The organism is Mycobacterium sp. MFM001, assembly GCF_003402475.1.
In the GTDB taxonomy this organism is placed as follows: domain Bacteria; phylum Actinomycetota; class Actinomycetes; order Mycobacteriales; family Mycobacteriaceae; genus Mycobacterium.
Genome location: NZ_BFAB01000007.1, coordinates 228183 through 253683, shown reverse-complemented (window position 1 = coordinate 253683; position 25501 = coordinate 228183). Strand labels below are relative to the sequence as shown.

The 25501-nt window shown below is 68.3% G+C and carries 30 protein-coding genes, 1 pseudogene and 1 riboswitch; of the genes and pseudogenes, 10 read left to right on the top strand and 21 right to left on the bottom strand.

The window, feature by feature from the left end; all coding sequences use genetic code 11:
* The first annotated feature begins 70 nt into the window (after positions 1–70).
* A complete protein-coding gene (locus tag MFM001_RS14685) occupies positions 71–745 on the top strand; it encodes an HAD family hydrolase (RefSeq protein WP_116376109.1) in 675 nt (224 codons plus the stop codon).
* Between the two features lie 4 nt (positions 746–749).
* Here MFM001_RS14685 and MFM001_RS14680 read toward each other — a convergent pair whose 3' ends face one another.
* Positions 750–1436: a class I SAM-dependent methyltransferase gene (locus MFM001_RS14680; protein WP_116375987.1), complete on the bottom strand. Its 687-nt coding sequence runs from the start codon at positions 1434–1436 to the stop codon at positions 750–752.
* A gap of 46 nt (positions 1437–1482) precedes the next feature.
* On the opposite strand from MFM001_RS14680, the gene MFM001_RS14675 reads away from it, so the two are divergent.
* Entirely contained in the window at positions 1483–1902 is a 420-nt protein-coding gene (locus MFM001_RS14675; protein ID WP_238159181.1) for a MarR family winged helix-turn-helix transcriptional regulator, read from the top strand.
* Here MFM001_RS14675 and MFM001_RS14670 read toward each other — a convergent pair.
* The 3 genes from MFM001_RS14670 to rpsB form a co-directional block, all read right to left on the bottom strand.
* Entirely contained in the window at positions 1899–3311 is a 1413-nt protein-coding gene (locus MFM001_RS14670; protein WP_116375985.1) for an amidase, read from the bottom strand. The two genes, MFM001_RS14675 and MFM001_RS14670, sit on opposite strands and share 4 nt — an antisense overlap.
* Before the next feature lie 64 nt (positions 3312–3375).
* Positions 3376–4191 (bottom strand): translation elongation factor Ts, encoded by an 816-nt coding sequence (gene tsf / locus MFM001_RS14665; RefSeq protein ID WP_116375984.1) that lies wholly within the window; start codon positions 4189–4191, stop codon positions 3376–3378.
* A 1-nt stretch (position 4192) separates the two neighbouring features.
* Positions 4193–5020, bottom strand: a complete 828-nt coding sequence (gene rpsB, locus MFM001_RS14660; protein ID WP_116375983.1) for a 30S ribosomal protein S2 — start codon at positions 5018–5020, stop codon at positions 4193–4195.
* 271 nt (positions 5021–5291) lie between these two features.
* Between rpsB and MFM001_RS14655 the strand changes: the two are divergent.
* A pseudogene (locus MFM001_RS14655) lies at positions 5292–5735 on the top strand (M23 family metallopeptidase); the annotation flags it as partial.
* 70 nt (positions 5736–5805) lie between these two features.
* Here the strand turns inward: MFM001_RS14655 and MFM001_RS14650 are convergent.
* Genes MFM001_RS14650 through MFM001_RS14625 form a run of 6 tightly spaced genes read right to left on the bottom strand, consistent with a single transcriptional unit; the run spans position 5806 to position 11797 of the window.
* Positions 5806–6708 (bottom strand): tyrosine recombinase XerC, encoded by a 903-nt coding sequence (locus tag MFM001_RS14650; protein ID WP_116375981.1) that lies wholly within the window; start codon positions 6706–6708, stop codon positions 5806–5808.
* 32 nt (positions 6709–6740) lie between these two features.
* Positions 6741–7901, bottom strand: a complete 1161-nt coding sequence (locus MFM001_RS14645) for an alpha-hydroxy-acid oxidizing protein (protein ID WP_116375980.1) — start codon at positions 7899–7901, stop codon at positions 6741–6743.
* Between the two features lie 23 nt (positions 7902–7924).
* Entirely contained in the window at positions 7925–8770 is an 846-nt protein-coding gene (locus MFM001_RS14640) for a siderophore-interacting protein (RefSeq protein WP_116375979.1), read from the bottom strand.
* 8 nt (positions 8771–8778) lie between these two features.
* A complete protein-coding gene (gene dprA, locus MFM001_RS14635; RefSeq protein WP_116375978.1) occupies positions 8779–9921 on the bottom strand; it encodes a DNA-processing protein DprA in 1143 nt (380 codons plus the stop codon).
* Positions 9918–11429, bottom strand: a complete 1512-nt coding sequence (locus MFM001_RS14630) for a YifB family Mg chelatase-like AAA ATPase (protein ID WP_116375977.1) — start codon at positions 11427–11429, stop codon at positions 9918–9920. The genes dprA and MFM001_RS14630 overlap by 4 nt, the downstream gene beginning before the upstream one ends.
* A complete protein-coding gene (locus MFM001_RS14625; protein ID WP_116375976.1) occupies positions 11429–11797 on the bottom strand; it encodes a YraN family protein in 369 nt (122 codons plus the stop codon). The genes MFM001_RS14630 and MFM001_RS14625 overlap by 1 nt, the downstream gene beginning before the upstream one ends.
* A gap of 129 nt (positions 11798–11926) precedes the next feature.
* Positions 11927–11988: riboswitch (Fluoride riboswitch) on the top strand.
* A 158-nt stretch (positions 11989–12146) separates the two neighbouring features.
* Here MFM001_RS14625 and MFM001_RS14620 point away from each other — a divergent pair.
* The 4 genes from MFM001_RS14620 to MFM001_RS14605 all read left to right on the top strand — a co-directional run bounded on the left by MFM001_RS14620 (position 12147) and on the right by MFM001_RS14605 (position 15550).
* Entirely contained in the window at positions 12147–12446 is a 300-nt protein-coding gene (locus MFM001_RS14620; RefSeq protein WP_116375975.1) for a PE family protein, read from the top strand.
* A 14-nt stretch (positions 12447–12460) separates the two neighbouring features.
* Complete coding sequence (locus MFM001_RS14615) at positions 12461–13531, top strand: PPE family protein (protein WP_202864144.1); 1071 nt, start codon at positions 12461–12463, stop codon at positions 13529–13531.
* Between the two features lie 32 nt (positions 13532–13563).
* A complete protein-coding gene (locus MFM001_RS25120) occupies positions 13564–14691 on the top strand; it encodes a PPE family protein (protein WP_116375974.1) in 1128 nt (375 codons plus the stop codon).
* A 67-nt stretch (positions 14692–14758) separates the two neighbouring features.
* Positions 14759–15550 (top strand): ANTAR domain-containing protein, encoded by a 792-nt coding sequence (locus MFM001_RS14605; RefSeq protein WP_116375973.1) that lies wholly within the window; start codon positions 14759–14761, stop codon positions 15548–15550.
* Here MFM001_RS14605 and MFM001_RS14600 read toward each other — a convergent pair.
* The 4 genes from MFM001_RS14600 to rplS are packed head-to-tail and all read right to left on the bottom strand — an operon-like array spanning position 15539 to position 17831.
* Positions 15539–15844: a DUF2469 domain-containing protein gene (locus MFM001_RS14600; protein WP_012393608.1), complete on the bottom strand. Its 306-nt coding sequence runs from the start codon at positions 15842–15844 to the stop codon at positions 15539–15541. The genes MFM001_RS14605 and MFM001_RS14600 overlap by 12 nt on opposite strands.
* 4 nt (positions 15845–15848) lie before the next feature.
* Positions 15849–16589 (bottom strand): ribonuclease HII, encoded by a 741-nt coding sequence (locus MFM001_RS14595; RefSeq protein WP_116375972.1) that lies wholly within the window; start codon positions 16587–16589, stop codon positions 15849–15851.
* A gap of 2 nt (positions 16590–16591) precedes the next feature.
* Positions 16592–17446: a signal peptidase I gene (lepB, locus tag MFM001_RS14590; protein WP_116375971.1), complete on the bottom strand. Its 855-nt coding sequence runs from the start codon at positions 17444–17446 to the stop codon at positions 16592–16594.
* A 43-nt stretch (positions 17447–17489) separates the two neighbouring features.
* Positions 17490–17831, bottom strand: a complete 342-nt coding sequence (gene rplS, locus MFM001_RS14585; protein WP_116376108.1) for a 50S ribosomal protein L19 — start codon at positions 17829–17831, stop codon at positions 17490–17492.
* Positions 17832–18179: 348 nt separating this feature from the next.
* Here rplS and MFM001_RS14580 point away from each other — a divergent pair, with 348 nt between their 5' ends.
* On the top strand, positions 18180–19097 hold the full coding sequence (locus tag MFM001_RS14580; protein ID WP_116375970.1) for a hypothetical protein: 918 nt from the start codon (positions 18180–18182) through the stop codon (positions 19095–19097).
* A 17-nt stretch (positions 19098–19114) separates the two neighbouring features.
* Here MFM001_RS14580 and trmD read toward each other — a convergent pair whose 3' ends face one another.
* From trmD to MFM001_RS14555, 5 genes are all read right to left on the bottom strand, one after another.
* Positions 19115–19792 carry a tRNA (guanosine(37)-N1)-methyltransferase TrmD gene (gene trmD, locus MFM001_RS14575; RefSeq protein ID WP_116375969.1) on the bottom strand — a complete coding sequence of 226 codons (678 nt, stop codon included), beginning with the start codon at positions 19790–19792 and terminating at the stop codon, positions 19115–19117.
* Positions 19792–20313: a ribosome maturation factor RimM gene (gene rimM, locus MFM001_RS14570; RefSeq protein WP_116375968.1), complete on the bottom strand. Its 522-nt coding sequence runs from the start codon at positions 20311–20313 to the stop codon at positions 19792–19794. The genes trmD and rimM overlap by 1 nt, the downstream gene beginning before the upstream one ends.
* Positions 20314–20318: 5 nt before the next feature.
* The gene (locus MFM001_RS14565; protein ID WP_003878715.1) at positions 20319–20561 is read right to left on the bottom strand and encodes an RNA-binding protein; all 243 of its coding nucleotides are present in this window, start codon (positions 20559–20561) and stop codon (positions 20319–20321) included.
* Between the two features lie 7 nt (positions 20562–20568).
* Positions 20569–21072: a 30S ribosomal protein S16 gene (gene rpsP / locus MFM001_RS14560; protein WP_116376107.1), complete on the bottom strand. Its 504-nt coding sequence runs from the start codon at positions 21070–21072 to the stop codon at positions 20569–20571.
* Positions 21073–21202: 130 nt separating this feature from the next.
* Complete coding sequence (locus tag MFM001_RS14555; protein WP_062539143.1) at positions 21203–21622, bottom strand: nuclear transport factor 2 family protein; 420 nt, start codon at positions 21620–21622, stop codon at positions 21203–21205.
* Between the two features lie 20 nt (positions 21623–21642).
* Between MFM001_RS14555 and MFM001_RS14550 the strand changes: the two genes are divergently transcribed.
* Together MFM001_RS14550 and MFM001_RS14545 are read left to right on the top strand one after the other, a co-directional pair.
* Positions 21643–22512 carry a D-alanyl-D-alanine carboxypeptidase family protein gene (locus tag MFM001_RS14550; protein WP_116375967.1) on the top strand — a complete coding sequence of 290 codons (870 nt, stop codon included), beginning with the start codon at positions 21643–21645 and terminating at the stop codon, positions 22510–22512.
* Positions 22513–22675: 163 nt separating this feature from the next.
* Entirely contained in the window at positions 22676–23086 is a 411-nt protein-coding gene (locus MFM001_RS14545) for an STAS domain-containing protein (protein ID WP_238159179.1), read from the top strand.
* Between the two features lie 4 nt (positions 23087–23090).
* Here the strand turns inward: MFM001_RS14545 and MFM001_RS14540 are convergent, their stop codons facing one another.
* Together MFM001_RS14540 and MFM001_RS14535 are read right to left on the bottom strand one after the other, a co-directional pair.
* Positions 23091–23699, bottom strand: a complete 609-nt coding sequence (locus tag MFM001_RS14540) for a TetR/AcrR family transcriptional regulator (protein ID WP_116375965.1) — start codon at positions 23697–23699, stop codon at positions 23091–23093.
* A gap of 2 nt (positions 23700–23701) precedes the next feature.
* Positions 23702–25477, bottom strand: coding sequence for an amidohydrolase family protein (locus tag MFM001_RS14535; RefSeq protein ID WP_116375964.1), 1776 nt, complete (start codon positions 25475–25477; stop codon positions 23702–23704).
* Positions 25478–25501: the final 24 nt, after the last annotated feature.

The window sequence follows — 25501 nt, the reverse complement described above, 5'->3', positions numbered from 1 at the left end:
CGGGAGGGGTTGGCGGACCGCCGACTGGGTATTCACCGGCTGGCCCACTGATGGAAAGGATTGCGTGGTCATGGTCGAACCCAAACCGGCTGTGCTCTTCGATGTCGACGGAACGCTGGTCGATTCCAACTTCCACCACGTCGTGGCGTGGCATCGCGCACTTCTCGACGTCGGCAAGGAGGTGCCGTGCTGGCGCATCCACGGGCTGATCGGCCGGTCGGGCTCGGAACTGGTCCAAATTCTGCTCGGCGACGAGTTCGCCGAGGTACACGGCGCCGACGTCGAAAAGCGCCACACCCGCTACTTCCTCGACAGCGCGTCCACGCTGCGCACGCTTCCTGGTGCGCGTGAGCTGCTCGGCGCGATCGCCGACCAAGGCTGGCGGGCGGTGTTGGCGACGTCTGCGGGCGAAGAGGAGTTGGCCGTACTGCGCGACGTGCTCGACGCCGAGGACCTGGTGGCCGCGGTGACGTCGGCGGCCGACGCCGACAAGAGCAAGCCGCACCCGGACATCGTCACCAGCGCGTTGGAATGCATTGGCGCCCAGCCGGGCCAGGCCGTTTTTCTCGGCGACACCGTCTGGGATGTCCAGGCGGGCCGCCGCGCCGGCGTTCCGACCGCCGCGGTGCTCAGTGGCGGTATCGCCCGGGAGGCGCTGGAACATGCCGGCGCGGCGGCAATCTATGCCGGACCACTCGATGTGCGGGCCCACCTCGAGGAGTTCGGCCAACTCCTGCGGTTGTGACCGGTCAGCCCAAGTGGGCGGACAGCAGCCAGGCGGGCACCGACTTGCGTCCGTTGCCCTCGTCGCGCAGATCCACCACCGGGAACTCCGGGGACGGGCCGCCGGGGAAGTTGGCGTGAATCCGCGCGGGTCGGATTTCGTCGATCACCCAGTACTTGGACACCACGTCGCGTAGCTCGTCTTCGGTGACCGGATTGGGGCCAGGGCTCTCCGGCATTCCGGCGCGGTCGAAGACCAGCACGAAGTACGACGCGCCGGGGGCGGCGGCGCGGACGATCGATTGCTGGTATCCGTCGCGAAGTTCGACCGGCATCGAATGGAACAGCGTGCTGTCGATGATGGTGCCGAATCTGCCGTCGTAGCCGGTGAACGACGAGATGTCGGCGACCTCGAACGTGGCGTTGGTCAACCCGCGCCGGGCGGCCTCGGCCCGGGCCAACTCGATGGCGGTGGGCGATGCGTCCAGCCCGACGGTGTTGTGTCCCAACGCCGCCAGGTGCAGCGAGACCGCTGCCTCGCCGCAGCCGGCGTCGAGCACGTCGCCGTGGATCTTGCCTTGGTCTATGAGCGCCGCGATCTCCGGTTGCGGCTCACCGAGACTCCATGGCGGGCGGACGCCTTCGCCGAACTGGGGTGCCTCGCCGCGGTAGGCCGGGTCGAAATCGAAATCGAATTTCTGCGTTTCAGTCATGCCATCCTGTATATCAACCTGCCTGATATATGTCAAGATGGTTGATGTGGGTCAGACGAACGACGCGCCGCTCGGTTATTTGCTGCACCGGGTTGGGGCCGCGCTGCGCCCGGAGGTGACCGCGGCGCTGCGGCCGCTGGGCCTCTCGCTTCCCGAATTCGTTTGCATGCGAATACTTTCCCTGTACCCGGGGATGTCGAGCGCTGAGCTGTCGCGCTACGGCAACGTCACACCGCAGGCGATGAACACCGTGTTGCGAAGGTTGGAAGACCTCGGCGCAGTGTCTCGGCCGGCATCGGTGCCGTCCGGGCGGGCGCTACCGGCCACACTCACCGGGTCGGGCCGAACGTTGCTGAAACGCGCCGAAGCCGCCGTGCGGGAAGCCGACGCCCGAATCTTGGGCAAGCTGTCTGCGGCCGAGCAGCGCGAGTTCAAACGGATGCTCGACGCGCTGGGCTCAGATTAGCCATTCCGGTGGATGCGCGCCCAGGGGCGCGCCTCTTCCAACTCGTAGCTCAGCTCCAGCAGCCGCGCTTCCTGCCCGAGGTCGGCGGAGAACATCATGCCCACCGGCAGACCGCCCGCAGATTGGGCCAGCGGCAGCGATATTGCGGGTTCACCGGTGACGTTTTGCAGCGGCGTGAAGGCAACCCAGTCGATCAATCGGTCAATGATCTGCTGATAGTCGGCGGTCGGGTCGAGATGGCCGATCAGCGGCGGCGGGTCGGCCACGGTCGGCGTGAGCACCGCATCGTAGGTCCGGAAGAACTGCGCAGTGCGTCGCCGTATCGCACGCAGCCGCATGACAACCCGCGGCATCCGATGCAGGTTGCGACCGGCGTGCCGAGCAAGCCCCAGCGTCAGGTTGTCCAGCCGGGTGCGGTCGAAGCTCGCACCGAAGAAGTGCCGACCCGTACGCACCTGAAACAGGGACAGCAGCGACCAATACAGCACGAAGTCGTCCGCGAAACTGGTTGGCACCGGCGGTGTGTCGACGTGCTCGATCTGGTGGCCGAGTTCCTCGAGCAGCCGCGCGGACTTCAGCGTCAGGTCACGGATTTCGGGGCCGCATTCGCGTTCCACCGAGCGGGTGATGACCGCGATCTTCAGCCGCTGCGTCCCGGACCGCCGCACGTCGCCGATTGGCGGGAGCCTGCGCGGTTGCCAGGCCCGTTCGGCTTCACGGTAGAAGGCCGCGGTGTCGCGCACCGAGCGGCTCAGCACGCCGTTGGCGACGATTCCGATCGGCAGCCGGCGCAGCTCGCCGTCGACCGGCAACCGGCCCCGCGTCGGCTTCAAGCCCACTAATCCGTTGCAGGAGGCCGGAATTCGGATCGACCCGCCGCCGTCATTCGCGTGCGCGATCGGCACCACCCCGGCGGCGACGAACGCTCCGGATCCCGACGACGAGGCGCCCGGGGTGTAGTCGGTGTTCCACGGGTTGCGCACCGGCCCGAGTCGAGGATGCTCGGCCGATGCGCTGAACCCGAATTCCGACATCTGCGTCTTGCCCAGCGGTGTCAGGCCGCTGGCCAGATACACGTTGGCGAAGTCGCTGTCGGCGCGCGCCGGGTGGGGCAGCCACGCGTCGGTGCCCCGCATTGTCGGCATCCCGGCGACGTCGACGTTGTCTTTGACGAACGTCGGCACACCGCTGAAAAAGCCAGGCTTCGGCGGCTTCGACGCGTCGGCACGCGCCCGGTCGAACGCCTGATAGGCCAGCCCGTTCAGCGTCGGGTTGACGGCTTCGGTGCGGGCGATCGCTGCCTCGACGAGTTCGCCGGGCGAGACGTGGCCGGCCCGCAATTCCTCGACGAGTCCGACGGCGTCATGCGTGCCCAGGGCGTCGTCGCCGAAGGCGTGCACGTGTCGCATGCCCGCACACGCTATGCGATTTCGGCGCGATTATGTGCGCTGGGCGACGATTATCGCGCCGAAATCAGCTTTGGCCGACCTCGAAACGGACGAATCGCGTCACGGTGACGCCGGCCTCGTCGAGCAACGCCTTGACGGTCTTCTTGTTGTCGGACACCGACGGCTGCTCGAGCAGCACGACGTCCTTGAAGAACCCGTTGAGCCGGCCCTCGACGATCTTGGGCAGCGCCTGCTCGGGCTTGCCCTCGTTCTTGGCGGTTTCCTCGGCGATGCGGCGCTCATTGGCCACCACGTCGGCGGGCACGTCGTCGCGGCTCAGGTAACGCGCCTTGAGCGCGGCGATCTGCAGTGCGGCCGCGTGCGCGGCGTCTTTGTCGGAGCCGGTGTACTCGACCAGCACACCCACCGCCGGCGGCAGGTCAGCGGCCCGCTTGTGCAGGTAGGTCTCCACGGTGCCGTCGAAGTGGGCCACCCGGCGCAATTCCAGCTTTTCGCCGATCTTGGCCGACAGCTCGGCGATGGCCTGTTCGACGGTCTTGTCGCCGACTTTGGCTGCCTTCAGCGTGTCGACATCGGAGGCCTTGGCGGCCGCGGCGGCGCTCACGATGTCGTCGGCCAGCTTCTGGAACTCGGCGTTCTTGGCGACGAAGTCGGTCTCGGAGTTCAGCTCGATCAGCGCGCCGTCCTTGGCGGCGACCAGACCCTCGGCGGTGGCGCGCTCGGCGCGCTTGCCGACGTCCTTGGCGCCCTTGATCCGCAGCGCCTCGACGGCCTTGTCGAAGTCGCCGTCGGTTTCGGCCAGCGCGTTCTTGCAGTCGAGCATGCCGGCGCCGGTGAGCTCACGCAGCCGCTTGACGTCGGCAGCGGTGTAGTTCGCCATCTCAGCCTTCCGTGGTGGTCGTGGTGTCAGTGGTGGTCTCGGCGCCGGCCGCAGGGGTAGCGGAGGCCAGCAGTTCCTGCTCCCACTCGGCCAGCGGCTCGGCGGCCTCGGCCTCGGGCTTGCCGTCGCCGCGCCCCAGACCGGCGCGGGCCTGCAGGCCCTCCGCCACTGCCGAGGCGATCACCTTGGTCAGCAGCGCGGCCGAGCGGATCGCGTCGTCGTTGCCCGGGATCGGGTAGTCGACCAGGTCGGGATCGCAGTTGGTGTCCAGGATCGCGATCACCGGGATGCCCAGCTTGCGGGCCTCGCCGACGGCGATGTGCTCCTTGTTGGTGTCGACGACCCAGACCGCGGACGGCACCTTGTTCATGTCGCGGATACCGCCGAGGCTGCGCTCCAGCTTGTTCTTCTCGCGGGTCAGGCCCAGGATCTCCTTCTTGGTGCGCCCCTCGAAGCCGCCGGTCTGCTCCATGGCCTCGAGCTCCTTGAGACGCTGCAGCCGCTTGTGCACGGTCGAGAAGTTGGTGAGCATGCCGCCCAGCCAGCGCTGGTTCACATACGGCATGCCGACGCGGGTGGCCTCGGCGGCGATCGACTCCTGCGCCTGCTTCTTGGTGCCGACGAAGAGGATGGTGCCGCCGTGGGCGACGGTCTCCTTGACGAACTCGTACGCCTTGTCGATGAACGTCAGCGTCTGCTGCAGGTCGATGATGTAGATGCCGTTGCGGTCGGTGAAGATGAACCGCTTCATCTTGGGATTCCAGCGACGGGTCTGATGCCCGAAGTGGGTGCCGCTGTCAAGCAGCTGCTTCATGGTCACTACGGCCATGGGTGTGCCTAGCTTTCATGTGTCGGTTGTCGCCCGGCGACGGGTGAAGCCGGGCCCTGGTGTCTGCGGGATGCCAGACCCTTGGGAGGGACCGAGCGACATCCGTTCGGCGGCAGACACGCGAAGTCAGCCCGCTTGACGCGAACTGCGTGGATGAGTTTACACGCAGGTAGAGGGTGCTTTGTCCACAGCCCGGCTGGCGGGGCGGTCGGCGACGGGGTGAACTCGGCGAGTGCGGCTCTTGGCGATCCCGCTGGTGGCGGTGGTTTGCGCCGTCCCGGCGGTTGCCGACGACGTGCGGCTGGACTGGCCGTTGCGGCCGCGCCCGGCGGTGATGCGGGCGTTCGACGCGCCGTCGCCGGATTGGAACCGGGGCCACCGCGGCGTGGACCTGGCCGGCGTGGCGGGCCAGCCGGTGTACGCGGCGGGGCCCGCAACGGTGGTGTTCGCCGGCATTCTGGCCGGTCGGCCGGTGGTGTCGCTGGCCCATCCCGGCGGCTTGCACACCAGCTACGAACCGGTGCGGGCGGCGGTCCGGCCCGGACAGCGAGTGAGCGCCTCGACCGTGATCGGCGAATTGGTGTCCGGTCATCCGGGCTGCGGGGCCGCCGCGTGCCTGCATTGGGGCGCCATGTGGGGTCCGGCGTCGCGCGCCGACTACGTCGACCCGCTGGGGCTGCTGGCGTCGACGCCGATCCGGCTGAAGCCGCTTTCCTGATCGCCGAATGTGGGGTTGAGGCACGCTTCGGGCGAAAAAGCGTGACACAAGTCCACACTCGGCGGGCCTAGGCCCGCGGGTGGGCCTGGTCGTGCACCTTGCGCAGCCGGGCGACCGTCACGTGGGTGTAGAGCTGGGTGGTGGCCAGGCTGGAGTGGCCGAGCAGCTCCTGGACGACGCGCAGGTCCGCCCCGCCTTCCAGCAGATGGGTGGCCGCGCTGTGCCGCAGCCCGTGCGGGCCCATGTCGGGTGCGCCGTCGACGGCGGCGACGGTCTGGTGCACGACGGTGCGGGCCTGACGCACGTCGAGGCGCCGCCCGCGGGCACCCAATAGCAGCGCGGGCCCGGACTGCGCGGTGGCCAATGCAGGGCGGCCGTCGGACAACCATGCACTGAGCGCCTCGGCCGCCGGCTCGCCGAACGGCGCGGTGCGCTGCTTGTCACCCTTACCGAGTACGCGCACCAGCCGATGCCCGGTGTCGACGTCGTCGATGTCCAGCCCGCACAACTCGCTGACCCGGATGCCGGTGGCGTAGAGCAGCTCGACGATCAGCCTATCCCGCAGCGCGAGCGGATCACGTTGCTGCGTACCGGATTTCGCGGCGGTCATGGCGGCCAGGGCCTGATCCTGGCGTAGCACCGCCGGCAGCGTGCGATGCGCCTTGGGCATCTGCAGCCGGGTGGCCGGATCGGTGCTCAACAGGCCGCGCCGCGTCGCCCACGCGGTGAACGCCTTGACCGCCGAGGTGCGACGGGCCAGGGTCGTGCGGGCCGCCCCCGAACCCGCTTGCACCGCCAGCCAGGAGCGCAGTATCGGCAGCGTCAGCCCGGACAGACCCGATCCCGGGGCACGCTCGTCGATGAATGCGAACAGCGACCGCAAATCACCGAGGTAGGCGCGCCGGGTGTGCGCCGACCGCCCGCGCTGCAGCGCCAGGTAGTCGTCGAACTCCTCGAGGATCGCCTCCACGCTCCTACGGTCACAGACCTCGGCCGTCGGGCTCAGGTGACGCGCCGGAGCGCGTCGCGATCGAGATCTTCCCGGGTCGCATACCCGTCGACGGCCATGATCAGGTCGGCTTCGGCCAGCAGCGTGCGCAGTACGTGCACGATGCCGTCGACCCCGCCGAGCGCCAGCCCGTAGGCATACGGGCGGCCGATGCCGACCGCCGTCGCACCCAGCGCCAGCGCCTTGACGACGTCGGCGCCGGTGCGGATCCCCGAGTCGAACAGCACCGGCAGTCCATCGGCGGCGTCGACGACCGCCGGCAGACAGTCCAGGGCGGGCAGCCCGCCGTTGGCTTGCCGCCCGCCGTGGTTGGAGCAGTAGATACCGTCGACGCCGCCGTCTTTGGCGCGACGGGCGTCCTCGGGATGGCAGATGCCCTTGACGATCAGCGGCAGGCTGGTCAACGAGCGCAGCCAGGGCAGGTCGTCCCAGGTGAGCGGGTTGCCGAACAGCTGCGCCCAGCGCAGTACCACTGCCCGCGGGTCGGCTTCCGGGGGCTGTTGCAGGCCCGCGCGGAACACCGGGTCACTGGTGTAGTTGGAAAGGCAATGTCCGCGCAGCTGCGGGAAGTTGGCGGTGGTCAGGTCGCGCGGGCGCCAGCCCGGCACCCAGGTGTCGAGCGTGACGACGATGCCTTGATAGCCGGCGGCCTCCGCGCGATGCACCAGGCTGGCCGCCAGCTCGCGGTCTTTCGGGGTATACAACTGGAAAAAGCCTGGGGTATCGCCGAATTCAGCGGCGACGTCTTCGAGCGGGTCGGCGGTCAGCGTCGACACCATCATCGGCACACCGGTGCGTGCCGCCGCGCGTGCGGTGGCCAAGTCGCCGTGGCCGTCCTGGGCGCAGATGCCGATGACGCCGATGGGCGCCATGAACAGCGGCGCGGGCAGCGTCATCCCGAACAGCTCGACGGACAAGTCGCGGTCGTCGGCGCCGACGAACATCCGCGGGATCAGCCCCCAGCCTTCGAAGGCCTCGCAGTTGGCCCGCTGGGTGCGTTCGTCGCCCGCGCCGCCGGCGACGTACGACCACACCGACGGGGACATCGCGGCCTGCGCTTTGGCCTCCAATTCGGCGTATGCGATCGGCAGCGACGGCACCACCCCGGCGAGGCCCTGCAGGTAGATCTCGAACTGGTAATCGCCGAATGCCATGCGCTGAGAATGCCAGGCCGCGGTCAGCCGGCTGCTTCAGCCTCGGCCAGTTCCTTTTTCCACTGCCGGAAGGTCTCTTCGGTGCGGCCGCGGCGCCAGTACCCGGAGATCGAGGCCCATTTGGCGTCGACCTCGCGGTCTTTGCGGATGTAGGGCCGGAGGTTGTGCATCACGGCCTGGGCCTCGCCGTGGACGAAAGCGTGCACCTGACCCGGTAGCCATGCTGTGGTCTTGACCGCCTCGATCAGCGGGGCATGGTCGCCGGCGCGATCCTCGGGAACCAGGTCGGCGCGCCCGCCGCGGTAGATCCAATTGATCTGCACACCTTCCGGGGCGGTCAGCGGGATCTCGTCCTCGGGGTCGGCCACCTCGATGAACGCCTTGCCGATTGCGTTGGCGGGCAAGGCTTCCAGGGCCACACTGATCGCGGGCAGCGCGGTTTCGTCGCCGGCGAACAGATGCCAGTCGGCGGCCGGGTCGGGGGCGTAGGCCCCGCCGGGTCCCATCAGATACGCCGGCTGCCCGGGCTCGGCCGCCACGGCCCACAGCCCGGCCGCGCCGTGCTCGCCGTGCACCACGATGTCGATCGCGATCTGCCGGTTGGCCGGGTCGACGCGGCGCACGGTCATCGTGCGGATGACGGGCTGCCGTTCGGCGGGCAGCTCGGCGAAGCTGTCCAGCGTCAGCGGCTGCGGCAGACCGGCCACGTCGACGTCGTCGGCGACGAATACCAGCTTGACGTAGGAGTCGGTGAACTCGCTGGGCCTGAAGGTGTCGAACCCACTGCCGCCGAGCACCACTCGGACGATATGCGGCGCAAGCTCCTCGGTGCGCACTACTTCGAAGGTGTGTACTGGTCGACCGGCCACGTCGTCGACTATACGGACACCTCCTTTCGCCGCCGGACGATGCGCCAGCCGCCGTCATGCCGCTCGGCCAGCCCGGCCATCTCCAGCATCGCCAGCGGGCCGAGCACCCGCTCCGGGGCCAGGCCGGCGGTAACGGCGATCTGGTCGACGGTCGCGATTCCGCGGGCCGGCAGCGCCTCGTACACCTGCCGCTCGCCGTCGCTGAGGCCGTCGAGCGCTGTCGTCGGCCGGGGCGGCTCGGTGGCCAACTCGCCGATGCGGCCCACCAGTTCGACAACGTCCGCAGCGCGGGTGATGACTTCCGCGCCGTTTTGCAACAGGACATGGCAACCCGCCGACGCCGACGACGTCACCGGCCCGGGCACTGCGCCCACCACGCGGCCCTGTGCGCGGGCCCAGGCGGCGGTGTTGGCCGCGCCGCTGCGCAGACCGGCCTCCACCACCACCGCCGCACCGGCGAATGCGGCCACCAGGCGGTTGCGGGTCAAAAACCGGTACCGCGCCGGGCGTACACCCGGCGGGTATTCGGTGACCAGCAGTCCCTGGCCGGCGATGCGGTGGAGCAGCGCGGAATGCCCTGCGGGATAAGGGATGTCGATACCGCTGGCGAGAACCGCGATGGTGATGCCGTCCGCGGCAAGCGCGGCCCGGTGGGCAGTGCCGTCGATTCCGTAGGCGCCGCCGGAGACGACCGTCACCTCACGCTCGGCCAACCCGGCCGCGAGGTCGGCCGTGACGAGCTCGCCGTATGTGGTGGACGCCCGGGTTCCGACAAGGGCGGCCGCCCGCAGGGTGATCTCGTCGAGCCGTTCCTCCCCCAGCACCCACAGCGCCATCGGCGGGCCGCTTCGCGGTTTGGCGGCCATCGCCGGCCCGGCGAAGGCAGTGAACGCCAGCACCGGCCACTCGTCGTCGTCCGGTGTGATCAGTCGCCCGCCGCGACGGAAGAGCAACTCGAGATCGTCTGTTGCCCGGTCGATTTCGCGTCTGGCCTCGGTGTGCCGAGCCAGGGCGTCGTCGACCTGGCCGCGCCGGATGCGTTCGGCGGCATCCACCGGGCCGACGAGGTCCACCAAGGCGCCGAGTTCCGGGCACGGCGGTTCGGCCACCCGTGACAGATAGGCCCATGCCCGCAGCGTCGGATCGCTCATCGCGACGCCCCGGCTTGGCGGAAGCTCAACGCGGCGGCAACCTCTTCGATCCCCGGCGATGTTCGGCCGGCCAGGTCTGCCAATGTCCAAGCAACTCTTAGTGTTCTGTCCATACCGCGAATGGACAGCAGTCCGCGGTCCAGCGCGGTGCGCAGTGGTGCCATGACGGCGTGGCTGAGGCGGAATTTCCGCCGCAGCAGCGGGCCGTTGACTTCGCCGTTGGTGGAAAAGCCGTGTGCGCGCCAGCGTTCGGCGGCGGCCGCGCGGGCCGCTGCCACCCTGGCGCGCACCTGTGCCGTCGACTCGGCCTCCGCGGCCGAGAAGGCGTCCCGGGGCACCGAGTGCATTTCGACGCGCAGGTCGACGCGGTCCAGCAGCGGCCCGGACAGCCGACCCAGGTAGCGGCGTTTGACCGCTCCGGCGCAAATGCAGTCGCGCGGATTGGCGGGCGCACAGGGACACGGGTTGGCGGCCAGCACCAGTTGGAACCGGGCCGGGTAGCATGCCACACCGTCGCGACGGGCAAGCCGAATCTGTCCGTCCTCCAACGGTGTTCGCAATGCCTCCAGCGCGCTGACCCCGATTTCGGCGCACTCGTCGAGAAAGAGCACGCCACGATGCGCCCGGCTGACGGCGCCTGGCCGGGCGAGTCCCGACCCGCCGCCGACCAGTGCGGCGACGCTGGAGCTGTGATGCGGCGCCACGAACGGCGGCCTGGTGATCAACGGCGTGGCATCCGACAGCAGCCCGGCAACAGAGTGGATCGCGGTGACCTCCAGCGACTCGCTGTCCGACAACGGCGGCAGCAGACCCGGAAGACGTTGGGCCAGCATCGTTTTGCCGACCCCGGGCGGTCCGGTCAACATGAGGTGATGAGCACCGGCGGCGGCCACCTCGACGGCGAAGCGCGCCTGAGCCTGTCCGACGACGTCAGCCAGATCCGCCGTCGGCTCTGGTGCGGTGATCGCGCCGGTGACGCGCCCGGCCAATTGCTCCCTTCCGCGCAGCCAGGCCTTCAGCTGCTGAAGCGTCTGCAAACCCAAGACCTCGATGCCGTCGACCAGGCTGGCTTCGGCCAGGTTCTCGACCGGCACCACCACGGTCCGCCAGCCGTCGTTTTTGGCCGCCAGCACGGCCGGCAGCACCCCGCGCACCGGCCGGACCCGGCCGTCAAGCGCCAATTCGCCCAACAGCACCACGGACTCCAGCCGCCGCCACGGTTTTTTTCGCTGCGCTGAGAGCACGGCCGCGGCCAAGGCAACGTCGTAAACCGAGCCCATTTTCGGCAGCGTGGCCGGCGAGAGCGCCAGCGTCAGCCGGGCCTGCGGCCACTGGTTGCCGCAGTTGGTGATCGCCGCCCGCACCCGGTCGCGGGACTCCTGCAGCGCGGCGTCGGGCAGCCCGACCAGGTGCACTCCCGGCAGGCCGGAGGTGATGTGCGCCTCGATCTCCACGATCGCGCCGTCCAATCCACGCACCGCCACCGAAAACGCGCGCCCCAGCGCCATCAGCCGACTCCCCGCAGATGAGTGATTTCCGGAGTGCGCTGCCGGCCGATCCGCACACCGACCACATCGATCCGGATCGCCGCCCAGCGCCGATCCTGGCCGGCCAGCCACAGCCCGGCCAGCCGACGCAGCCGTCGCACCTTCTGCTCGGTGACCGCGTAAGCCAGCCCGCCGAAGCCGTCCCCCGTGCGGGTCTTGACCTCGACGAAAACCACAGTGCGCGTTGACGGCTCGACGGCGATGATGTCGAGCTCGCCGTATCGGCAGCGCCAGTTGCGGGTCAGCACTTCCAATCCCAGCCCCATCAGGTGGTCGACGGCCAACCGCTCACCCAGCGCTCCGAGTTGGGCCCGCGTCAACGTCGTCATGCCGCTACCCTGCGCGCCAGCCCCGACAAGTGCGGTCAAGCGCCGCGCTGCAACAGCCAGTTATCCACAGTTGCACAACAATCCACAGGCTGGTCATTCCATTGCGCGCTCAGTCGGCCGAGGCGTAGCATCCGGCTAGGCGATGAAGCTCGCCTTAACCGCCGCACCCGGCTGATGGCTTCTACCCGTAGGTAGAAGGCTGGTGGCGGCGAATGGCATGGATTGCCAATCTTTCTCGCGACGTGCTGCAAATGCACTCGTGGACTCGCGCGCTCGTTATCGCGGCCAGGGCTCCCCCGGCGGATTGCGCGTCGAGTCACACGTCATCACCGTAGAGAAAGGAAATCCCATGTCATTCGTTACCGCACAGCCAGAAGCGCTCACCGCTGCAGCGGGCAGCCTGGCGGGTATCGGCTCAACGATTACCGCCGAGAATGCGGCGGCGGCGGCCCCCACTACCGGCGTGGTACCGGCCGCGGCCGACGAAGTGTCCGCCCTGACCGCGGCGCAGTTCGCCGTTCAAGGGCAGCTGTATCAAGCGGTCAGCGCCCAAGCCGCGGCGATTCACGAAATGTTCGTCAGCACATTGGGTATCAGCGCCGGCTCTTACGCCGCCACCGAGGCAGCCAACGCCATCGCGACTGGCTAGGAGGTGGCTTCGTGCTGGATTTCGGGGTTCTACCACCGGAGATCAACTCGGCCAGAATGTATGCCGGCCCCGGATCGGGGCCGATGCTGGCCGCCGCGGCAGCCTGGGACGCACTTGCCGTCCAGCTGTCGGCCAGCGCAGCCGGCTATGGATCGGTGGTCTCCGAGCTGGCCGGCGCGGGGTGGCTGGGGCCGGCATCGTCGTCGATGGCCGCGGCTGCCGCACCGTATGTGGCGTGGCTGCACAGCACCGCCGCGCAGGCCGAGCAGACCGCGGCCCAAGCCAAGGCCGCCGCGGCAGCCTACGAGTTCGCGTTCGCGATGACGGTTCCACCGCCGGTGATCGCGGCCAACCGCAGCTTGTTGATGACTCTGATCGCCACCAACTTCTTCGGGCAGAACGCGCCGGCGATCGCCGCCACCGAGGCAAACTATGCCGAGATGTGGCTACAGGATGCGGCCGCGATGTACGGATACGCCGGATCATCGCTTGCTGCAAGCCGATTGACGCCATTCACGCCGCCGAAGCCCACTACCGATCCGGCCGGGGTGGTTGCCCAATCCGTCGCGGTGGCCAAGGCCGCCGCCCCGCTGCAGGCGCCCGCACCGCCGTCGGCGCCGTCCCCGCTGCTGTTGGTGGGAACGCTGGAGCGTATCCCGAACGTACTGAACACCGTGCTCTCGTTCACCAACGCCGCGATGTCCGGACGCAACATCCTCATCACGAACGAGCGCCTTGCGTTCCAGCAGGCTCAGGACGCGGAAAGGGGCGCCGAGTTCGGCCGTCTCGTCTCGACGGCTCCCGTCCGGCTGGGCGGCTCGGCAGTACGGGCGGTGTCGGCGGGAATGGGTCGCGGCACGGTGGTCGGATCCTTGTCGGTGCCACCGAACTGGGCTACGGCCGCGCCGGAGATCCGAACGGTCGCATTGGCTTTGCCAGACACCCCGGCCGAGGCGATAAATATGCCGCAGATTCCGGGAAGCGCGTTCAGCCAATCGGTGCTGGGGACGCTTTCTCGGCAAGGCTTTGACGGCCCTCGCGCGAAGAGCAAACCGGTCATAGTGCGGTCTCCGGCCGCCGGATAACGCACGGATTTAATCGAGAAAGGGTTTCAGACATGGACTTTGGCGCTTTTCCCCCGGAAATCAACTCAGCCAGAATGTATTCCGGCCCCGGCTCGGCTTCCATGGTGGCCGCCGCCTCCGCCTGGGGCCAACTCGCGCACGAACTGAACTCGTCGGCTGCGGCCTACGGTTCGGTGATTGCCGGGCTGACCACCACGGGATGGCAGGGCCCGTCGTCGATGATGATGGCGAATGCCATCGCGCCCTACGTGGCGTGGATGCACAGCACCGCCGCCCAGGCCGAGCAGACCTCCGCCCAAGCCATGACCGCTGCGGGCGCCTACCAATCGGCGTTCGCGATGACGGTTCCGCCGCCGCTGATCGAGGCGAACCGCACCCAGCTGACGTCGCTGATCGCGAGCAACTTCTTCGGCCAGAACAGCCCGGCGATCGCGGCCACCGAAGCCGACTACGACCGGATGTGGGCCCAGGATGCCGCGGCGATGTATGGCTATGCCGCGTCCTCGGCGACGGCGTCGCGGCTGACGCCGTTCACTGCCCCGCCCCGCACCACGGATCCGGCCGGTGTGGCCGCCCAAACGGCGGCAGCCGCGCAGGCCGCGGGCAGTCCGGCGCAGGCCGCCGCGCCGCAGTTGCTCGCTCAACTACCGATGGCCATGCAGCAACTCGCCGCGCCGGCGCAAGCCCCTGCGCCGCCCGCCCTGCCGTCACCCGCGGATCTGCTGCTGCAGATCCCGTCGATCACCAGCGCGACGGCGTCGATTTCGAGTTCGTCGTTCTCGGGTGCGGCCATTGCCACCACGAATCGCGCCATCACGATCAACGCCATGCGCGACGAGGCCCAGGGAATCGGGCCGTTCCTGGCGGGGTCGACGGGACCGGTAGTGCCGGCGGGCGTCGGCGGGCCGGCGGTGTCGGCCGGGATGGGCCGGGCCAGTCTGGTCGGCACCTTGTCGGTACCGCAGACCTGGGCCGCGACTGCCACGCTGCCCACCAGCTCGGCGACACCGTTGCCCGCCGCCCCTGTGGCCGCCGAAACCATGCCTGGCAGCGGCATGTTCGGCGAAGCGCTCCTGGGCACATTGGCCGGACGCGGCGTCAGCAATATCGCCGGCAAGATGCGCAGCAGCGTCGTACCCAAGTCACCTGCCGCGGGATGAGGCCACCGGGGCAGCCGACCAGGTATAGCGTGGGATCCGGCGCACCCGGTCGGCGGGAGGCCCTGAGATGAGGAACACCGTGGCAGACGAGGCACAAATCGGCGCGGAGGGATCGGTTCAGCCGGTCAAGGCGGATCCTGCGACGGTGTTCGCGGCGCTGGCCGAGATCATCTATCAGGGCTCGGACCCCGCCGAGTTGTATGCGGCCCTCTGCATCGCCGCGACCCTGGTCGTGCCCGGCTGCGACCACGCCAGCCTGCTGACCCGCCGCGGCGATCGCTATGTCACCGTCGGTGCCAGCGACCGCATCGCCAAACGCATCGACGACATGGAGCGCGCCGTCGGCGACGGGCCGTGCGTCGACGCCATCGAAGAAGAAACCCCGCAAATCGAGACCGACCTGACCAGGCCGTCCCAATGGCACGGCCTGGCCGCACGGCTGGTCGCCGACACACCGGTGCGCGGCGCGATGGGGTTTCGGCTGCTGATAGACCAACGCAAAGCCGGCGCGCTGAACCTGTTCAGCGATACCCCGAACCGCTTCGACAACGAATCGGCCGACCAGGCCATAGTGCTGGCGGCGTTCGCCAGCGTGGCGATCAACGCCATCGCCCGGGGGGAAGACGCCGCCACGCTGCGTCACGGGCTGTTGTCCAACCGGGAGATCGGCAAGGCCGTCGGCATGCTGATGCTGCTGCACAACATCTCCGAGGATGAGGCGTTCGACGTGCTGCGCCGCAACTCCCAGGAACTCAACATCAAGCTCGCCGACGTCGCACGGACGGTCATCGAAAACCGCGGCAAGCTGCAATTCGGCGACGACGAGCTGTCGCTGGGTAGTCGAGACCTACTCGGGTAGGCGCAGCTCCGGCTTCTCTACCTCTTCGATGTTGACGTCTTTGAAGGTCACTACCCGCACCTGCTTGACGAACCGAGCCGGCCGGTACATGTCCCACACCCAGGCGTCGGCCAGCCTCAGCTCGAAGTACACCTCGCCGTCGGCGTTGCGCGGCACCATCTCCACGCTGTTTGCCAGGTAGAACCGCCGCTCGGTTTCCACGACGTAGCTGAACTGGCCCACGATGTCCTTGTATTCGCGGTACAGCGAGAGCTCCATCTCGGTTTCGTACTTCTCGAGATCTTCGGCACTCATCTGCTCAGCCGTCCTTCTGCTCGCCGTTCTGGTCCCATCTTCCTCCATCGGGAGAGCCCGGTTTGCATTCGGCCACCACCCGGGTGCCCGATCCGGTTGCCACCCGGCGCACGTTGATGAACGAATAGCGGTGTTGCGGGCAGGGGCCCAGCTCGGTCAGCGCCGCCGAGTGGGCCGGCGTGCTATAGCCCTTGTGCTCGGCGAACCCGTAGCCGGGATGCTCGGCCTCCATCGCCACCATCAACCGGTCGCGGCTGACCTTGGCCAGCACGCTGGCCGCCGCGATGCAGGCCGCGGCCGCGTCGCCCCCGACCACGGGCAGCGACGGCACCGGCAACCCTGGCACCCGAAAGCCGTCGGACAGCACGTACCCGGGACGCACCGACAGCCCGGCGACCGCGCGCCGCATGCCCTCGATGTTGGCCGCGTGCACACCGCGCCGGTCCACCTCGGTCGACGGGATGAACACCACGTGGTACGCCAGCGCGTAGCGGCGGATCAGCGGGTACAGCTTCTCCCGCGTCTGCTCGGTGAGTTTCTTCGAATCATCCAGGGCGGCAAGGCTTTCCAGTCGGCCGGGGCCCAGCACGCAGGCCGCCACCACCAGCGGGCCGGCGCACGCTCCACGGCCCACCTCGTCGACCCCGGCCACCGGTCCCAGCCCACTGCGGTACAGCGCCGACTCCAGGGTGCGCAAACCCGAAGATTTGCGGATCACCGTTCGCGGCGGCCAAGTGGTGGCCATGACTACCGATTCTGCTGCGGATTCACCGAACCGACACCACCCCACCGCGACGGCGGCCACACGATGAACCTGGCCTTGCCGATCACGTTGTCCACCGGCACGGTGCCCGACATCGGGTCACCGGTGCACAGCAGGCCCTTCATCGCGTCGGCCGGGACGCTGGTGCAGTGCGCGCGCGAGTCCGCCGAGTGAGTCCGGTTGTCGCCCATCACCCACAACCGGTCCGGCGGCACGGTGACCGGCCCGAACTCGTTGCCCAGGCACGGGTAGACCGACGGGTCGGCCATCATCGTCGCCGGATCCAGGTATGGCTCGTCCAGCCGCTTCCCGTCGACGGTCAGGCCGGTGTTGGCGCGGCACTGCACGGTCTGGCCCGCCACCGCGATGACGCGCTTGACCAGGTCGTTCTCGTCGGGCGGCACGAAGCCGACGAACGAGAGCGCGTTTTGCAGCCAGCGCACCACGGTGTTGTCCGACCGGATCGACTTGTAGCCGACGTTCCAGGACGGCGGTCCCTTGAACACGATGACGTCGCCGGGACGCGGCTCGCCGAACCGGTAGCTGATCTTGTCCACCATGATGCGGTCACCCACGCAGCCCGAGCATCCATGCAACGTCGGCTCCATCGACTCCGACGGGATCAGGTAGGGCCGGGCCACGAACGTCAGCATGACGTAGTAGAGGACCACGGCGATTGCCGCCAGGATCGCGACTTCCCGCAGCGCGGCGCGCTTCTTGCCTGTGAGCTCTTCGGTGGTCTCGGCCTCGGGCGTCGCGGGATCGCGAGTAGCGACCTTGGGTTCGACCGGGCCGGAATCGGGTTGGTCCTCCGGCGACGAATCGGTGGTGTCGGTCACCAGATCAGCGTAGCCAGGGCGAGGTGCGGCAGCTGCGGCACACTCAGCGCTTCTCCTTGATCTTGGCCTTCTTGCCACGCAGCTCGCGCAGGTAGTACAGCTTGGCGCGACGGACGTCGCCGCGGGTCACGACCTCGATGTGGTCGACGTTGGGCGAATGCACCGGGAAGGTGCGCTCGACGCCGACGCCGTAGCTTTCCTTGCGCACGGTGAAGGTCTCACGGACGCCGCCGCCCTGCCGGCGGATCACCACGCCCTTGAACACCTGGATGCGCTGCTTGTTGCCCTCGATCACCTTGACGTGCACGTTGACCGTGTCGCCGGGGCCGAAAGCCGGGATGTCGTCGCGCAGCGACGCCTTGTCGACGAAGTCCAGCGTGTTCATTTCCGAAGACACTTCCTTGCGGTTCGCGGCTGCCGGTACGACCAGGGATTCAGCGGTCAACCGAGCCGATGGTTCGGGCATCTGGGCGCATCTCGCAGCAGGCGGCACAGCCCGGCCGGCCGGCAAACTGCTGGAGACAACTGGTCAATTGTGCCAGATGGCCCGCAGGGAGTGAAATCACACAAAAACGCCGCTCAGCGCGGCCGTCTCAACGGCGTGCGAGTGGTACATATGAACGGGGTCGCACCACACCAACTGGAAAACCACACGTTAATCTGACGGGTCGGGCGGATGGCGGTTGTGGCGAGCCCGACCCAGGTCATTCTCGGTAACCGGTTGAGGAGACGCATGCGAGCGCGGCCCCTGATGCTGCTCGTCGCCACCGTGTTGGCGGCGGTGCTGGTCGCGGGCTGCGAAGCCAAGGTCTACGGCGCCGCCAACAGCAGGTCTCCGGAACACCGGACGAGCCGCGTCGCGCCGCTGGTGCAGGCAGTCATGCCTCCCGAATTGCCGCAGGCCGTGCCCGCCGCCGCGCTGACCGGGTTGCCGGCCCGCATCCAGCAGGCCACCGAAGAAGCCGCGGACCAGGGCGCCACGATCTCGGTTGCGGTGTTCGACCGCGTCACCAACCAGACGTTCTCCAACGGCAACGACCGGCTGATCGGCATCGCGTCGGTGGCCAAGCTGTTCATCGCCGACGACCTGTTGCTGCAGGAATCCGAGGGCAAGACCCACCTGTCGGCGGAAGACCGCCAGGCGCTCGACGCCATGCTGCGCTCCTCCGACGACGGCGCTGCGGAGAATTTCTGGGCGCAGGGCGGCGGCGAGTCGATCATCACCGAGGTCGCCGCCCGCTACGGGCTGACCTCCACCACGCCGCCCAGCAGCGGCCGCTGGTGGGACACCATGAGCTCGGCATCCGATCTGATCCGCTACTACGACATGCTGCTTGCCGGCTCCGGCGGCCTTCCCGCGGAACGGGCCGACATCATCGTCAAGAATCTGGCGCAGTCCACCCCGATCGGGATCGACGGCTATCCGCAGCGGTTCGGCATCCCCGAAGGGTTGTACGCCGAACCCGTTGCGGTCAAGCAGGGTTGGATGTGCTGCATCGGCAGCGACTGGATGCACCTGTCGACCGGGATCGTGGGCGCGGACCGGCGCTACATCATGGTGATCGAGTCGCTGCAGCCCTCCGACGACGCCGCCGCGCGGGCCACGATCACCCAGGCGGTCAAGACAATGTTTCCGCAGGGCCGGATTTAACGCGCGAGCAGACGCGCTTACTGCAGGAGGTCCGGGCGGCGCTCGCGGGTGCGCTGCTCGGAGGCTTGCCGCCGCCACTCGGCGACGCGGGCATGGTCCCCCGACAGCAGCACCTCAGGCACGTCGAGCCCGCGCCACGTCGGCGGCCGGGTGTACGACGGGCCTTCCAGCAGGCCGTTGGAATGCGAATCGTCTTGGTGCGACAGCGGATTGCCGATGACCTCGGGCAGCAGCCGGACCACCGCCTCGATCATCACCAGCGCCGCGGATTCGCCTCCGGGCAGCACGTAGTCGCCGATCGAAACCTCCTCGACGCGCATGCGCCGGGCGGCGTCGTCGACGACCCGCTGGTCGATGCCCTCGTAGCGACCACACGCGAACACCAGATGTTCCTCGGTGCTCCACCGCTGCGCGGTCGCCTGGGTGAACAACCTGCCGGCAGGGGTGGGGACAACGAGAAGCGAAGTCTCCGAGCAGATTTCGTCGAGCGCCTCCCCCCACACCGGTGCTCGCATCACCATCCCGGGGCCGCCGCCGTAGGGGGCGTCGTCCACCGAGCGATGCACGTCGTGGGTCCAGCGCCGCAGGTCGTGCACCCCGAACTCGACGACACCCGATTCGATTGCCTTGCCCGGCAACGACTGTCGCAGCGGCTCCAAGTAATCCGGAAAGATCGTGACGACATCGATGCGCACTACTGCCCCAGTTCCAGCAGACCCTCGGGCGGGTCGATCTCGACGGTGCCGGCGTCCAGCGACACCGTCGTCACGATCGCGCCGACGAACGGCACCAGCAGTTCACCACCGTCGTCGCGGCGAACCGCCAGCAGCTCAGCGCCGGCGGTGTGCAGCACCTCGGCGACGGTGCCGATGTCGCGCCCGGTTGTCGTGCGCACCCGAAGGCCTTCCAGCTGGTGGTCGTAGTAGGTGTCCGGCTCGTCGATCGGCGGCAGGTCCGCCGAGTCGATGACCAACAGGCTGCCCCGCAACGCGTCGGCGGCATCGCGATCGTGTATCCCCGCCAACCGGACCAGCAGCCGCGCGCCGTGATCGCGGGCGGCCGCTACGGTGTAGTTACGCTCGCGGCCGTCAGATCCCTTGGCCCGCAATACCGTTCCCGGGGCGAACCGGCTGTCGGGGTCGTCGGTGCGCACCTCGACGACGACCTCGCCGGCGATGCCGTGCGCTTTGGCCACCCGCCCTATGACGAGTTCCATCAGAACTACTGGTCGGTGTCCACCACGTCGACGCGGATTCCGCGGCCACCGATTCCGGCGACCAGGGTGCGCAGCGCGGTCGCGGTGCGCCCACCGCGACCGATCACCTTGCCCAGATCGTCGGGATGGACGTGCACCTCGACGGTTCGGCCGCGCCGGCTGGTCACCATGTCGACCCGGACATCGTCGGGGTTGTCGACGATCCCGCGGACCAGGTGCTCGACGGCGTCGACGACGACGGTACTCATGGTCGGGTCAGCTTTCGGCTGGCGACTCGGCCTGCTCGCCGGCGGTGTCGGCTGCGGCGGCGGGCTCTTCGGACTTCTCGGCCGGCTCGTCGGCCTTCTCGGCCTTGGCGGCCTTCTTGGCCGGGGCTTTCTTCTTCTTCGGTGTCGCCGCCTCGGTGGTGGGCCCACCCTCGGCTGCGGCAAGCGCGGCGTTGAACAGCTCCAGCTTGCTCGGCTTGGGCTCGGCGACCTTCAGCCTGCCCTCGGCGCCGGGCAGCCCCTTGAACTTCTGCCAGTCGCCGGTGATCTTCAACAGCTTGAGGACGGGCTCGGTGGGCTGGGCACCCACCGACAGCCAGTACTGCGCGCGCTCGGAGTCGATCTCGATCAGGCTCGGCTCTTCCTTGGGGTGGTAGCGGCCGATGATCTCGATGGCGCGGCCGTCGCGCCGTGTGCGAGCGTCGGCGACGGCGATGCGGTACTGGGGATTGCGGATTTTGCCAAGCCGGGTCAGCTTGATCTTCACAGCCATGAATTGCTCCTGTGGTGTCACGCTGCAATTCAGCGATCCGGGCGGGATGCCGGGATCCGGTTTTGCCTCGCGTGTGCAGCCGCCCATTGTGCCAGAGCCCGCTGGTCCGGCGGAAATCCGGCCGCGAGCCTCAGGGCCGCCGGTCGAAGCACTTGGTCTCGACGCGCCGGCTCATCCGCCAGCCGTCGGCGGTGCGGACGAACTCGTCGTCGTACCAAAGACCCAGCAGCATCGTGCTGGGCGCCTCGCCGCCGAACACCATCGGGTTGAAGCAGAACGTCCGCGCGGTGGCGGTGTCTCCGTCGATGCGGATCGACGGCAGGCCCAGCATGTGGGCGTAGTTGGCGAAATTCGGCAGCACCTCCGCAAGCCACGCCTTGACCTCGGGATAGCGGCCGACGATGCCGTCGAAGGCGCTGTAGTCGATGTGTGCGTCGGGGGTGAACACCGCATCCAGGTCGTCGAACCGGCGGGTATCGATCGCCGTCGAGTAATCCACGAGTAGCTGCTGGATCTCCAACCTGTCGGAGATCTCGGCTTGGCTGAGCATGCCGGTTAGGCTAATCGGCCATGCGGAGGCTTCTGGCCGCAGTGGCGGCTTTTCTCGCGGTCCTCGGATGCACTGCGACGGCCGCTGCCGATACCAGCGTGCAGCCGGTCGGCTCGGTGCCCATCCCCGACGGCCCGGCGCAGACCTGGATCGTCGCCGACCTGGACAGCGGACAGGTGCTGGCCGCGCGCGACGAAAACGTCGGGCACCCGCCGGCCAGCACCATCAAGGTGCTGTTGGCGCTGGTCGCCCTCGACGAGCTGAGCCTGGACTCCACCGTGGTCGCCGACGAGTCCGCCACCCATGTCGAGTGCAACTGCGTGGGCGTCAAACCCGGCCGCACCTACACGGCGCGCCAACTCCTTGACGGCCTGCTGCTGGTGTCGGGCAACGACGCTGCCAACACCCTGGCGCAGATGCTGGGCGGCCCGCAGGCCACCGTGGCCAAGATGAACGCCAAGGCCGCGTCGCTGGGCGCGGTGAACACCCACGCGGCGACCCCGTCGGGCCTCGACGGCCCCGGCGGCTCGGGCTCCTCGACCGCCCACGACCTGGCCGTCATCTTCCGGGCCGCATTGGCCAACCCGGTGTTCGCCGAGATCACCGCCGAGCCGTCGGCGATGTTCCCGGGCGACGGCGGCGACCGTCAGATCGTCAACCAGGACGAACTGCTCTACCGCTATCCCGGCGCGATCGGCGGCAAGACCGGCTTCACCAACGCCGCCCGCAAGACGTTCGTCGGCGCCGCGGCCCGCGACGGGCGCCGGCTGGTGGTCGCCATGATGTACGGGCTGGTGCACGAGGGCGGGCCGACCTACTGGGACCAGGCGGCTACCTTGCTGGACTGGGGCTTCGCCCTCAACCCGCAGTCGGGCATCGGGACGCTCTAGATCGGTGCGCTAATCTGCCACTGCCGTGGCATCCTGTTCTGCAGATGTCGAATATGGTTTCCGCGGCACCGCGCCGACACCCGTCGACGCTGTTCATTCGTGGGTTGAGCTCACAGCCCTTGCCAGCATGCCGACGTCGCGAACTGGCCGCACAAAGGTGCGCATGGAACGAGGATCGATGATGGCCGAACACCACCACGCTGCGGAGGGTTCTCCTCAACCCGCCAAGGACGACTTCAACGTCGACGAGAAGTGGGTCGACCAGCTCGTCGTGCTCTCGGTATCCGGCAGCGTGGACATGCTCAGTGCGCCGTGGCTGACCGCCGCCATCGAATCCGCTCGTGCCAAGAATCCGGCCGGAATGGTCGTCGACCTGTCCCATGTCGAGTTTCTGGGATCGGCGGGAATCAGCGTGCTGATCGCCACCCACGAAAACATCGGTGGCTCAGGCAAATTCGCCGTGGTCGCCAACGGGCCGGCCACGCACCGGCCACTCACCCTGTTGGGTCTGGGCGAGATCATGTCGCTGTACCGCACATTGGACGACGCGCTGAGCGAACTCTCCGACCGGTAACAGCTCAGCCAGACTCGGCGTCGGGCGCATACATTTCGTTCAGCAGCGACGCCAGCAACCCGATGCGCTGCGCCTCGATATCCGGTTGCGGCAGCACGGCCCGCACCAACGCGGCACCGTCGAACGTATTCGTCATCACCGCCACCAGCGCCGGGAAAACGTCCTCCGGGATGCTGTCGGCACCGGGCAGCTCCCGCGCGGCGTCGTGGATCTTGGCGCCGTACTCCTCGAGGACGTTCTGCAACGTGGCTTTGAGTTTTTCGTCGGTACGTGCGGCGACCATGAGTTCGTACATCACGGTGTTGGTGGCGTTGGCGGTCAGATCGCGCAAGATGGTCAGCGCCGCCTCCAAAACCGGTTTGTCAGCGGGTATTTCGGCGACCTTTTTGCTGAATTCGCCGAGTTGACGGCGCATCACCTCGTAGGCGGTGGCGGCCATGAAATCGCCCATGGTGTCGAAGTGCCGAAACAGGGCGCCCACAGAGACGTTGGCGCGCTTGGTGATTACCGCGGCCGACGCGCGGGCGTAGCCGACTTCGGCGATTGTCTCGATGCTGGCATCCAGCAGCCGCGCGACTGTCTCCTCGCGGCGCTGCTGCTGGGTTCTGGCCATCGTCAGACCCGCTGCAGTTGGCGCGCGCCCGCCCGCAGGAAACGCCCCGACTTGACCGTGCTGCCGTACCCCTCACGAAATCGCCCGTCGCGGAACACCACAACACCGCCGACCCCGGTGGCGACGACGGCGGCGTCGTTGCGGTTCACCATGCGGCGCAGCCCTCCGTAGAACGGCACCTCTTCCTCGTAGTAGCCCTCCACGGATTCGTCGAGACCGGCCGGATCGATCACCGCGAAATCCGCTCGGTCCCCTTCCCGTAAGGTGCCCGCGTCGAGTCCGAACCAATCAGCCACCTCGGCGGTCAGCCGATACACGGCGCGTTCCACGCTGAGGAAGGGCGCGCCGGTGCGGCTGGCGTCCAACGTGCGCTTGAGTAACCGCACCGGATAGTTGTAGAAGGCCATGTTGCGCAGATGCGCGCCGGCGTCCGAAAACCCCATGTGCACACTGGGTTCGGCGGCCAGCTTGTCGAGCTGCTTGGGGCGGTGGTTGGCCAGCACGGTGGTCCAGCGCACGTTGCGTTCGCCGTTGTCGATCAGCACGTCGAGGAACGCGTCGAGCGGGTGCAGCCCGCGCTCGTCGGCGATCGTGCCGAAGCTCTTACCGATCAGCGTCTCGTCCGGGCATTCGACGATCACCGCGTCGTGAAAGTCGCGGTGCCACAACGACGCCCCAAGTTTGCGGCGGTCGAACTCGCGACGGAACGTGCGGCGATATTCCGTGTCGGCGAACAGCTGGTTGCGCTCGAGTTGGTCGCGCAGGTGCAGCGCCGCGGTGCCGGCGCCGAACTCCTCGAAGACCGGCAGATCGATTCCATCGGAGTACACCTCGAACGGCACCGGAAGATGCTGGAACCGCACGCTGGCACCGAGGACGGCGTTGAGCAGGCGGGTGAGCGGACCGAAGATGGTTGCCGAGCCCGGCATCGCCTTGGAGTCCGCCGAGACCAGCAGGCTCATCCGAACACCCTTGCGCCGACCGAACATTCGGCTGCTGGCCAAAAAGAACAGCACGCCCGACAGTATGTTGTCGACATCGGGTGCGCTCTGCAGAATCCGGCCGCGACGGCGCAGCACGCCGATCAGCTTGCGGCGTTCGCGCCAGGTGGCAAACGTCGAGGGCAGCGCCCGGGAGCGGTAGCGGTCGCCGTCGAGTTTGTCGATCGCCGCGTCCATCCCGGACATGCCCAAAATACCGGCGTCCAGCGCCTCGTCGAGCATGGCGGCCATCCGGTCCAGTTCGGCGTTCGTCGGCGTGACATGGTCGTCGGTGGCGCGGCCCAGCCCGAGCACCGCGGTGCGCAGATCCGAATGACCCAGCAGCGAGCCGACATTGGGGCCCAGCGGCAGTTCGTCGAGCGCCCGAACGTAATCGGCCGGCCCTGACCAGGTCTTCTTGGCTTGCAGCGCGCCGAGGACGAATTTCCGCGGCACCGCCTCGACCCGGCTGAACAGGTCCGCGGCGTCCTCGGCGGTGGCGTAAATCGTCGACAGCGAGCAGTTCCCCAGCAGCACGGTGGTGACCCCGTGCCGCACCGATTCCCGCAGCCCGGGATCCAGCAGCACCTCTGCGTCGTAGTGGGTGTGCACATCGATGAAGCCGGGCACCACCCACTTGCCGGCCGCATCGACCACCTCGCCGCAGCCGGTCTCGTCGAGCGGCTTGGCCGACACCACGGAGACCACGCCGTCGCGGATCCCGAGGTGGCGGACCTGCGGCGGGGCGCCGGTGCCGTCGAACCACAAACCGTCGCGGACGATCACGTCATAGGCCATGGCAGCAGACGCTAGCAGAGATAG

What these genes read in the sequence shown, in the direction of transcription:
- MFM001_RS14630 (WP_116375977.1), bottom strand. Translation starts at nt 11,429, where the DNA reads ATGGCGCTGGGGCGCGCGTTTTCGGTGGCGGTGCGTGGATTGGACGGC.
- MFM001_RS14605 (WP_116375973.1), top strand. Translation starts at nt 14,759, where the DNA reads ATGAGGAACACCGTGGCAGACGAGGCACAAATCGGCGCGGAGGGATCG.
- rplS (WP_116376108.1), bottom strand. Translation starts at nt 17,831, where the DNA reads ATGAACACGCTGGACTTCGTCGACAAGGCGTCGCTGCGCGACGACATC.
- MFM001_RS14580 (WP_116375970.1), top strand. Translation starts at nt 18,180, where the DNA reads ATGCGAGCGCGGCCCCTGATGCTGCTCGTCGCCACCGTGTTGGCGGCG.
- MFM001_RS14620 (WP_116375975.1), top strand. Translation starts at nt 12,147, where the DNA reads ATGTCATTCGTTACCGCACAGCCAGAAGCGCTCACCGCTGCAGCGGGC.
- MFM001_RS14540 (WP_116375965.1), bottom strand. Translation starts at nt 23,699, where the DNA reads ATGGCCAGAACCCAGCAGCAGCGCCGCGAGGAGACAGTCGCGCGGCTG.
- MFM001_RS25120 (WP_116375974.1), top strand. Translation starts at nt 13,564, where the DNA reads ATGGACTTTGGCGCTTTTCCCCCGGAAATCAACTCAGCCAGAATGTAT.
- MFM001_RS14670 (WP_116375985.1), bottom strand. Translation starts at nt 3,311, where the DNA reads ATGCGACACGTGCACGCCTTCGGCGACGACGCCCTGGGCACGCATGAC.
- MFM001_RS14680 (WP_116375987.1), bottom strand. Translation starts at nt 1,436, where the DNA reads ATGACTGAAACGCAGAAATTCGATTTCGATTTCGACCCGGCCTACCGC.
- rpsB (WP_116375983.1), bottom strand. Translation starts at nt 5,020, where the DNA reads ATGGCCGTAGTGACCATGAAGCAGCTGCTTGACAGCGGCACCCACTTC.
- MFM001_RS14685 (WP_116376109.1), top strand. Translation starts at nt 71, where the DNA reads ATGGTCGAACCCAAACCGGCTGTGCTCTTCGATGTCGACGGAACGCTG.
- MFM001_RS14600 (WP_012393608.1), bottom strand. Translation starts at nt 15,844, where the DNA reads ATGAGTGCCGAAGATCTCGAGAAGTACGAAACCGAGATGGAGCTCTCG.
- MFM001_RS14550 (WP_116375967.1), top strand. Translation starts at nt 21,643, where the DNA reads ATGCGGAGGCTTCTGGCCGCAGTGGCGGCTTTTCTCGCGGTCCTCGGA.
- MFM001_RS14625 (WP_116375976.1), bottom strand. Translation starts at nt 11,797, where the DNA reads ATGACGACGTTGACGCGGGCCCAACTCGGAGCGCTGGGTGAGCGGTTG.
- tsf (WP_116375984.1), bottom strand. Translation starts at nt 4,191, where the DNA reads ATGGCGAACTACACCGCTGCCGACGTCAAGCGGCTGCGTGAGCTCACC.
- MFM001_RS14535 (WP_116375964.1), bottom strand. Translation starts at nt 25,477, where the DNA reads ATGGCCTATGACGTGATCGTCCGCGACGGTTTGTGGTTCGACGGCACC.
- MFM001_RS14595 (WP_116375972.1), bottom strand. Translation starts at nt 16,589, where the DNA reads ATGGCCACCACTTGGCCGCCGCGAACGGTGATCCGCAAATCTTCGGGT.
- MFM001_RS14545 (WP_238159179.1), top strand. Translation starts at nt 22,676, where the DNA reads ATGGAACGAGGATCGATGATGGCCGAACACCACCACGCTGCGGAGGGT.
- MFM001_RS14555 (WP_062539143.1), bottom strand. Translation starts at nt 21,622, where the DNA reads ATGCTCAGCCAAGCCGAGATCTCCGACAGGTTGGAGATCCAGCAGCTA.
- MFM001_RS14645 (WP_116375980.1), bottom strand. Translation starts at nt 7,901, where the DNA reads ATGGCATTCGGCGATTACCAGTTCGAGATCTACCTGCAGGGCCTCGCC.
- MFM001_RS14565 (WP_003878715.1), bottom strand. Translation starts at nt 20,561, where the DNA reads ATGAGTACCGTCGTCGTCGACGCCGTCGAGCACCTGGTCCGCGGGATC.
- dprA (WP_116375978.1), bottom strand. Translation starts at nt 9,921, where the DNA reads ATGAGCGATCCGACGCTGCGGGCATGGGCCTATCTGTCACGGGTGGCC.
- rimM (WP_116375968.1), bottom strand. Translation starts at nt 20,313, where the DNA reads ATGGAACTCGTCATAGGGCGGGTGGCCAAAGCGCACGGCATCGCCGGC.
- rpsP (WP_116376107.1), bottom strand. Translation starts at nt 21,072, where the DNA reads ATGGCTGTGAAGATCAAGCTGACCCGGCTTGGCAAAATCCGCAATCCC.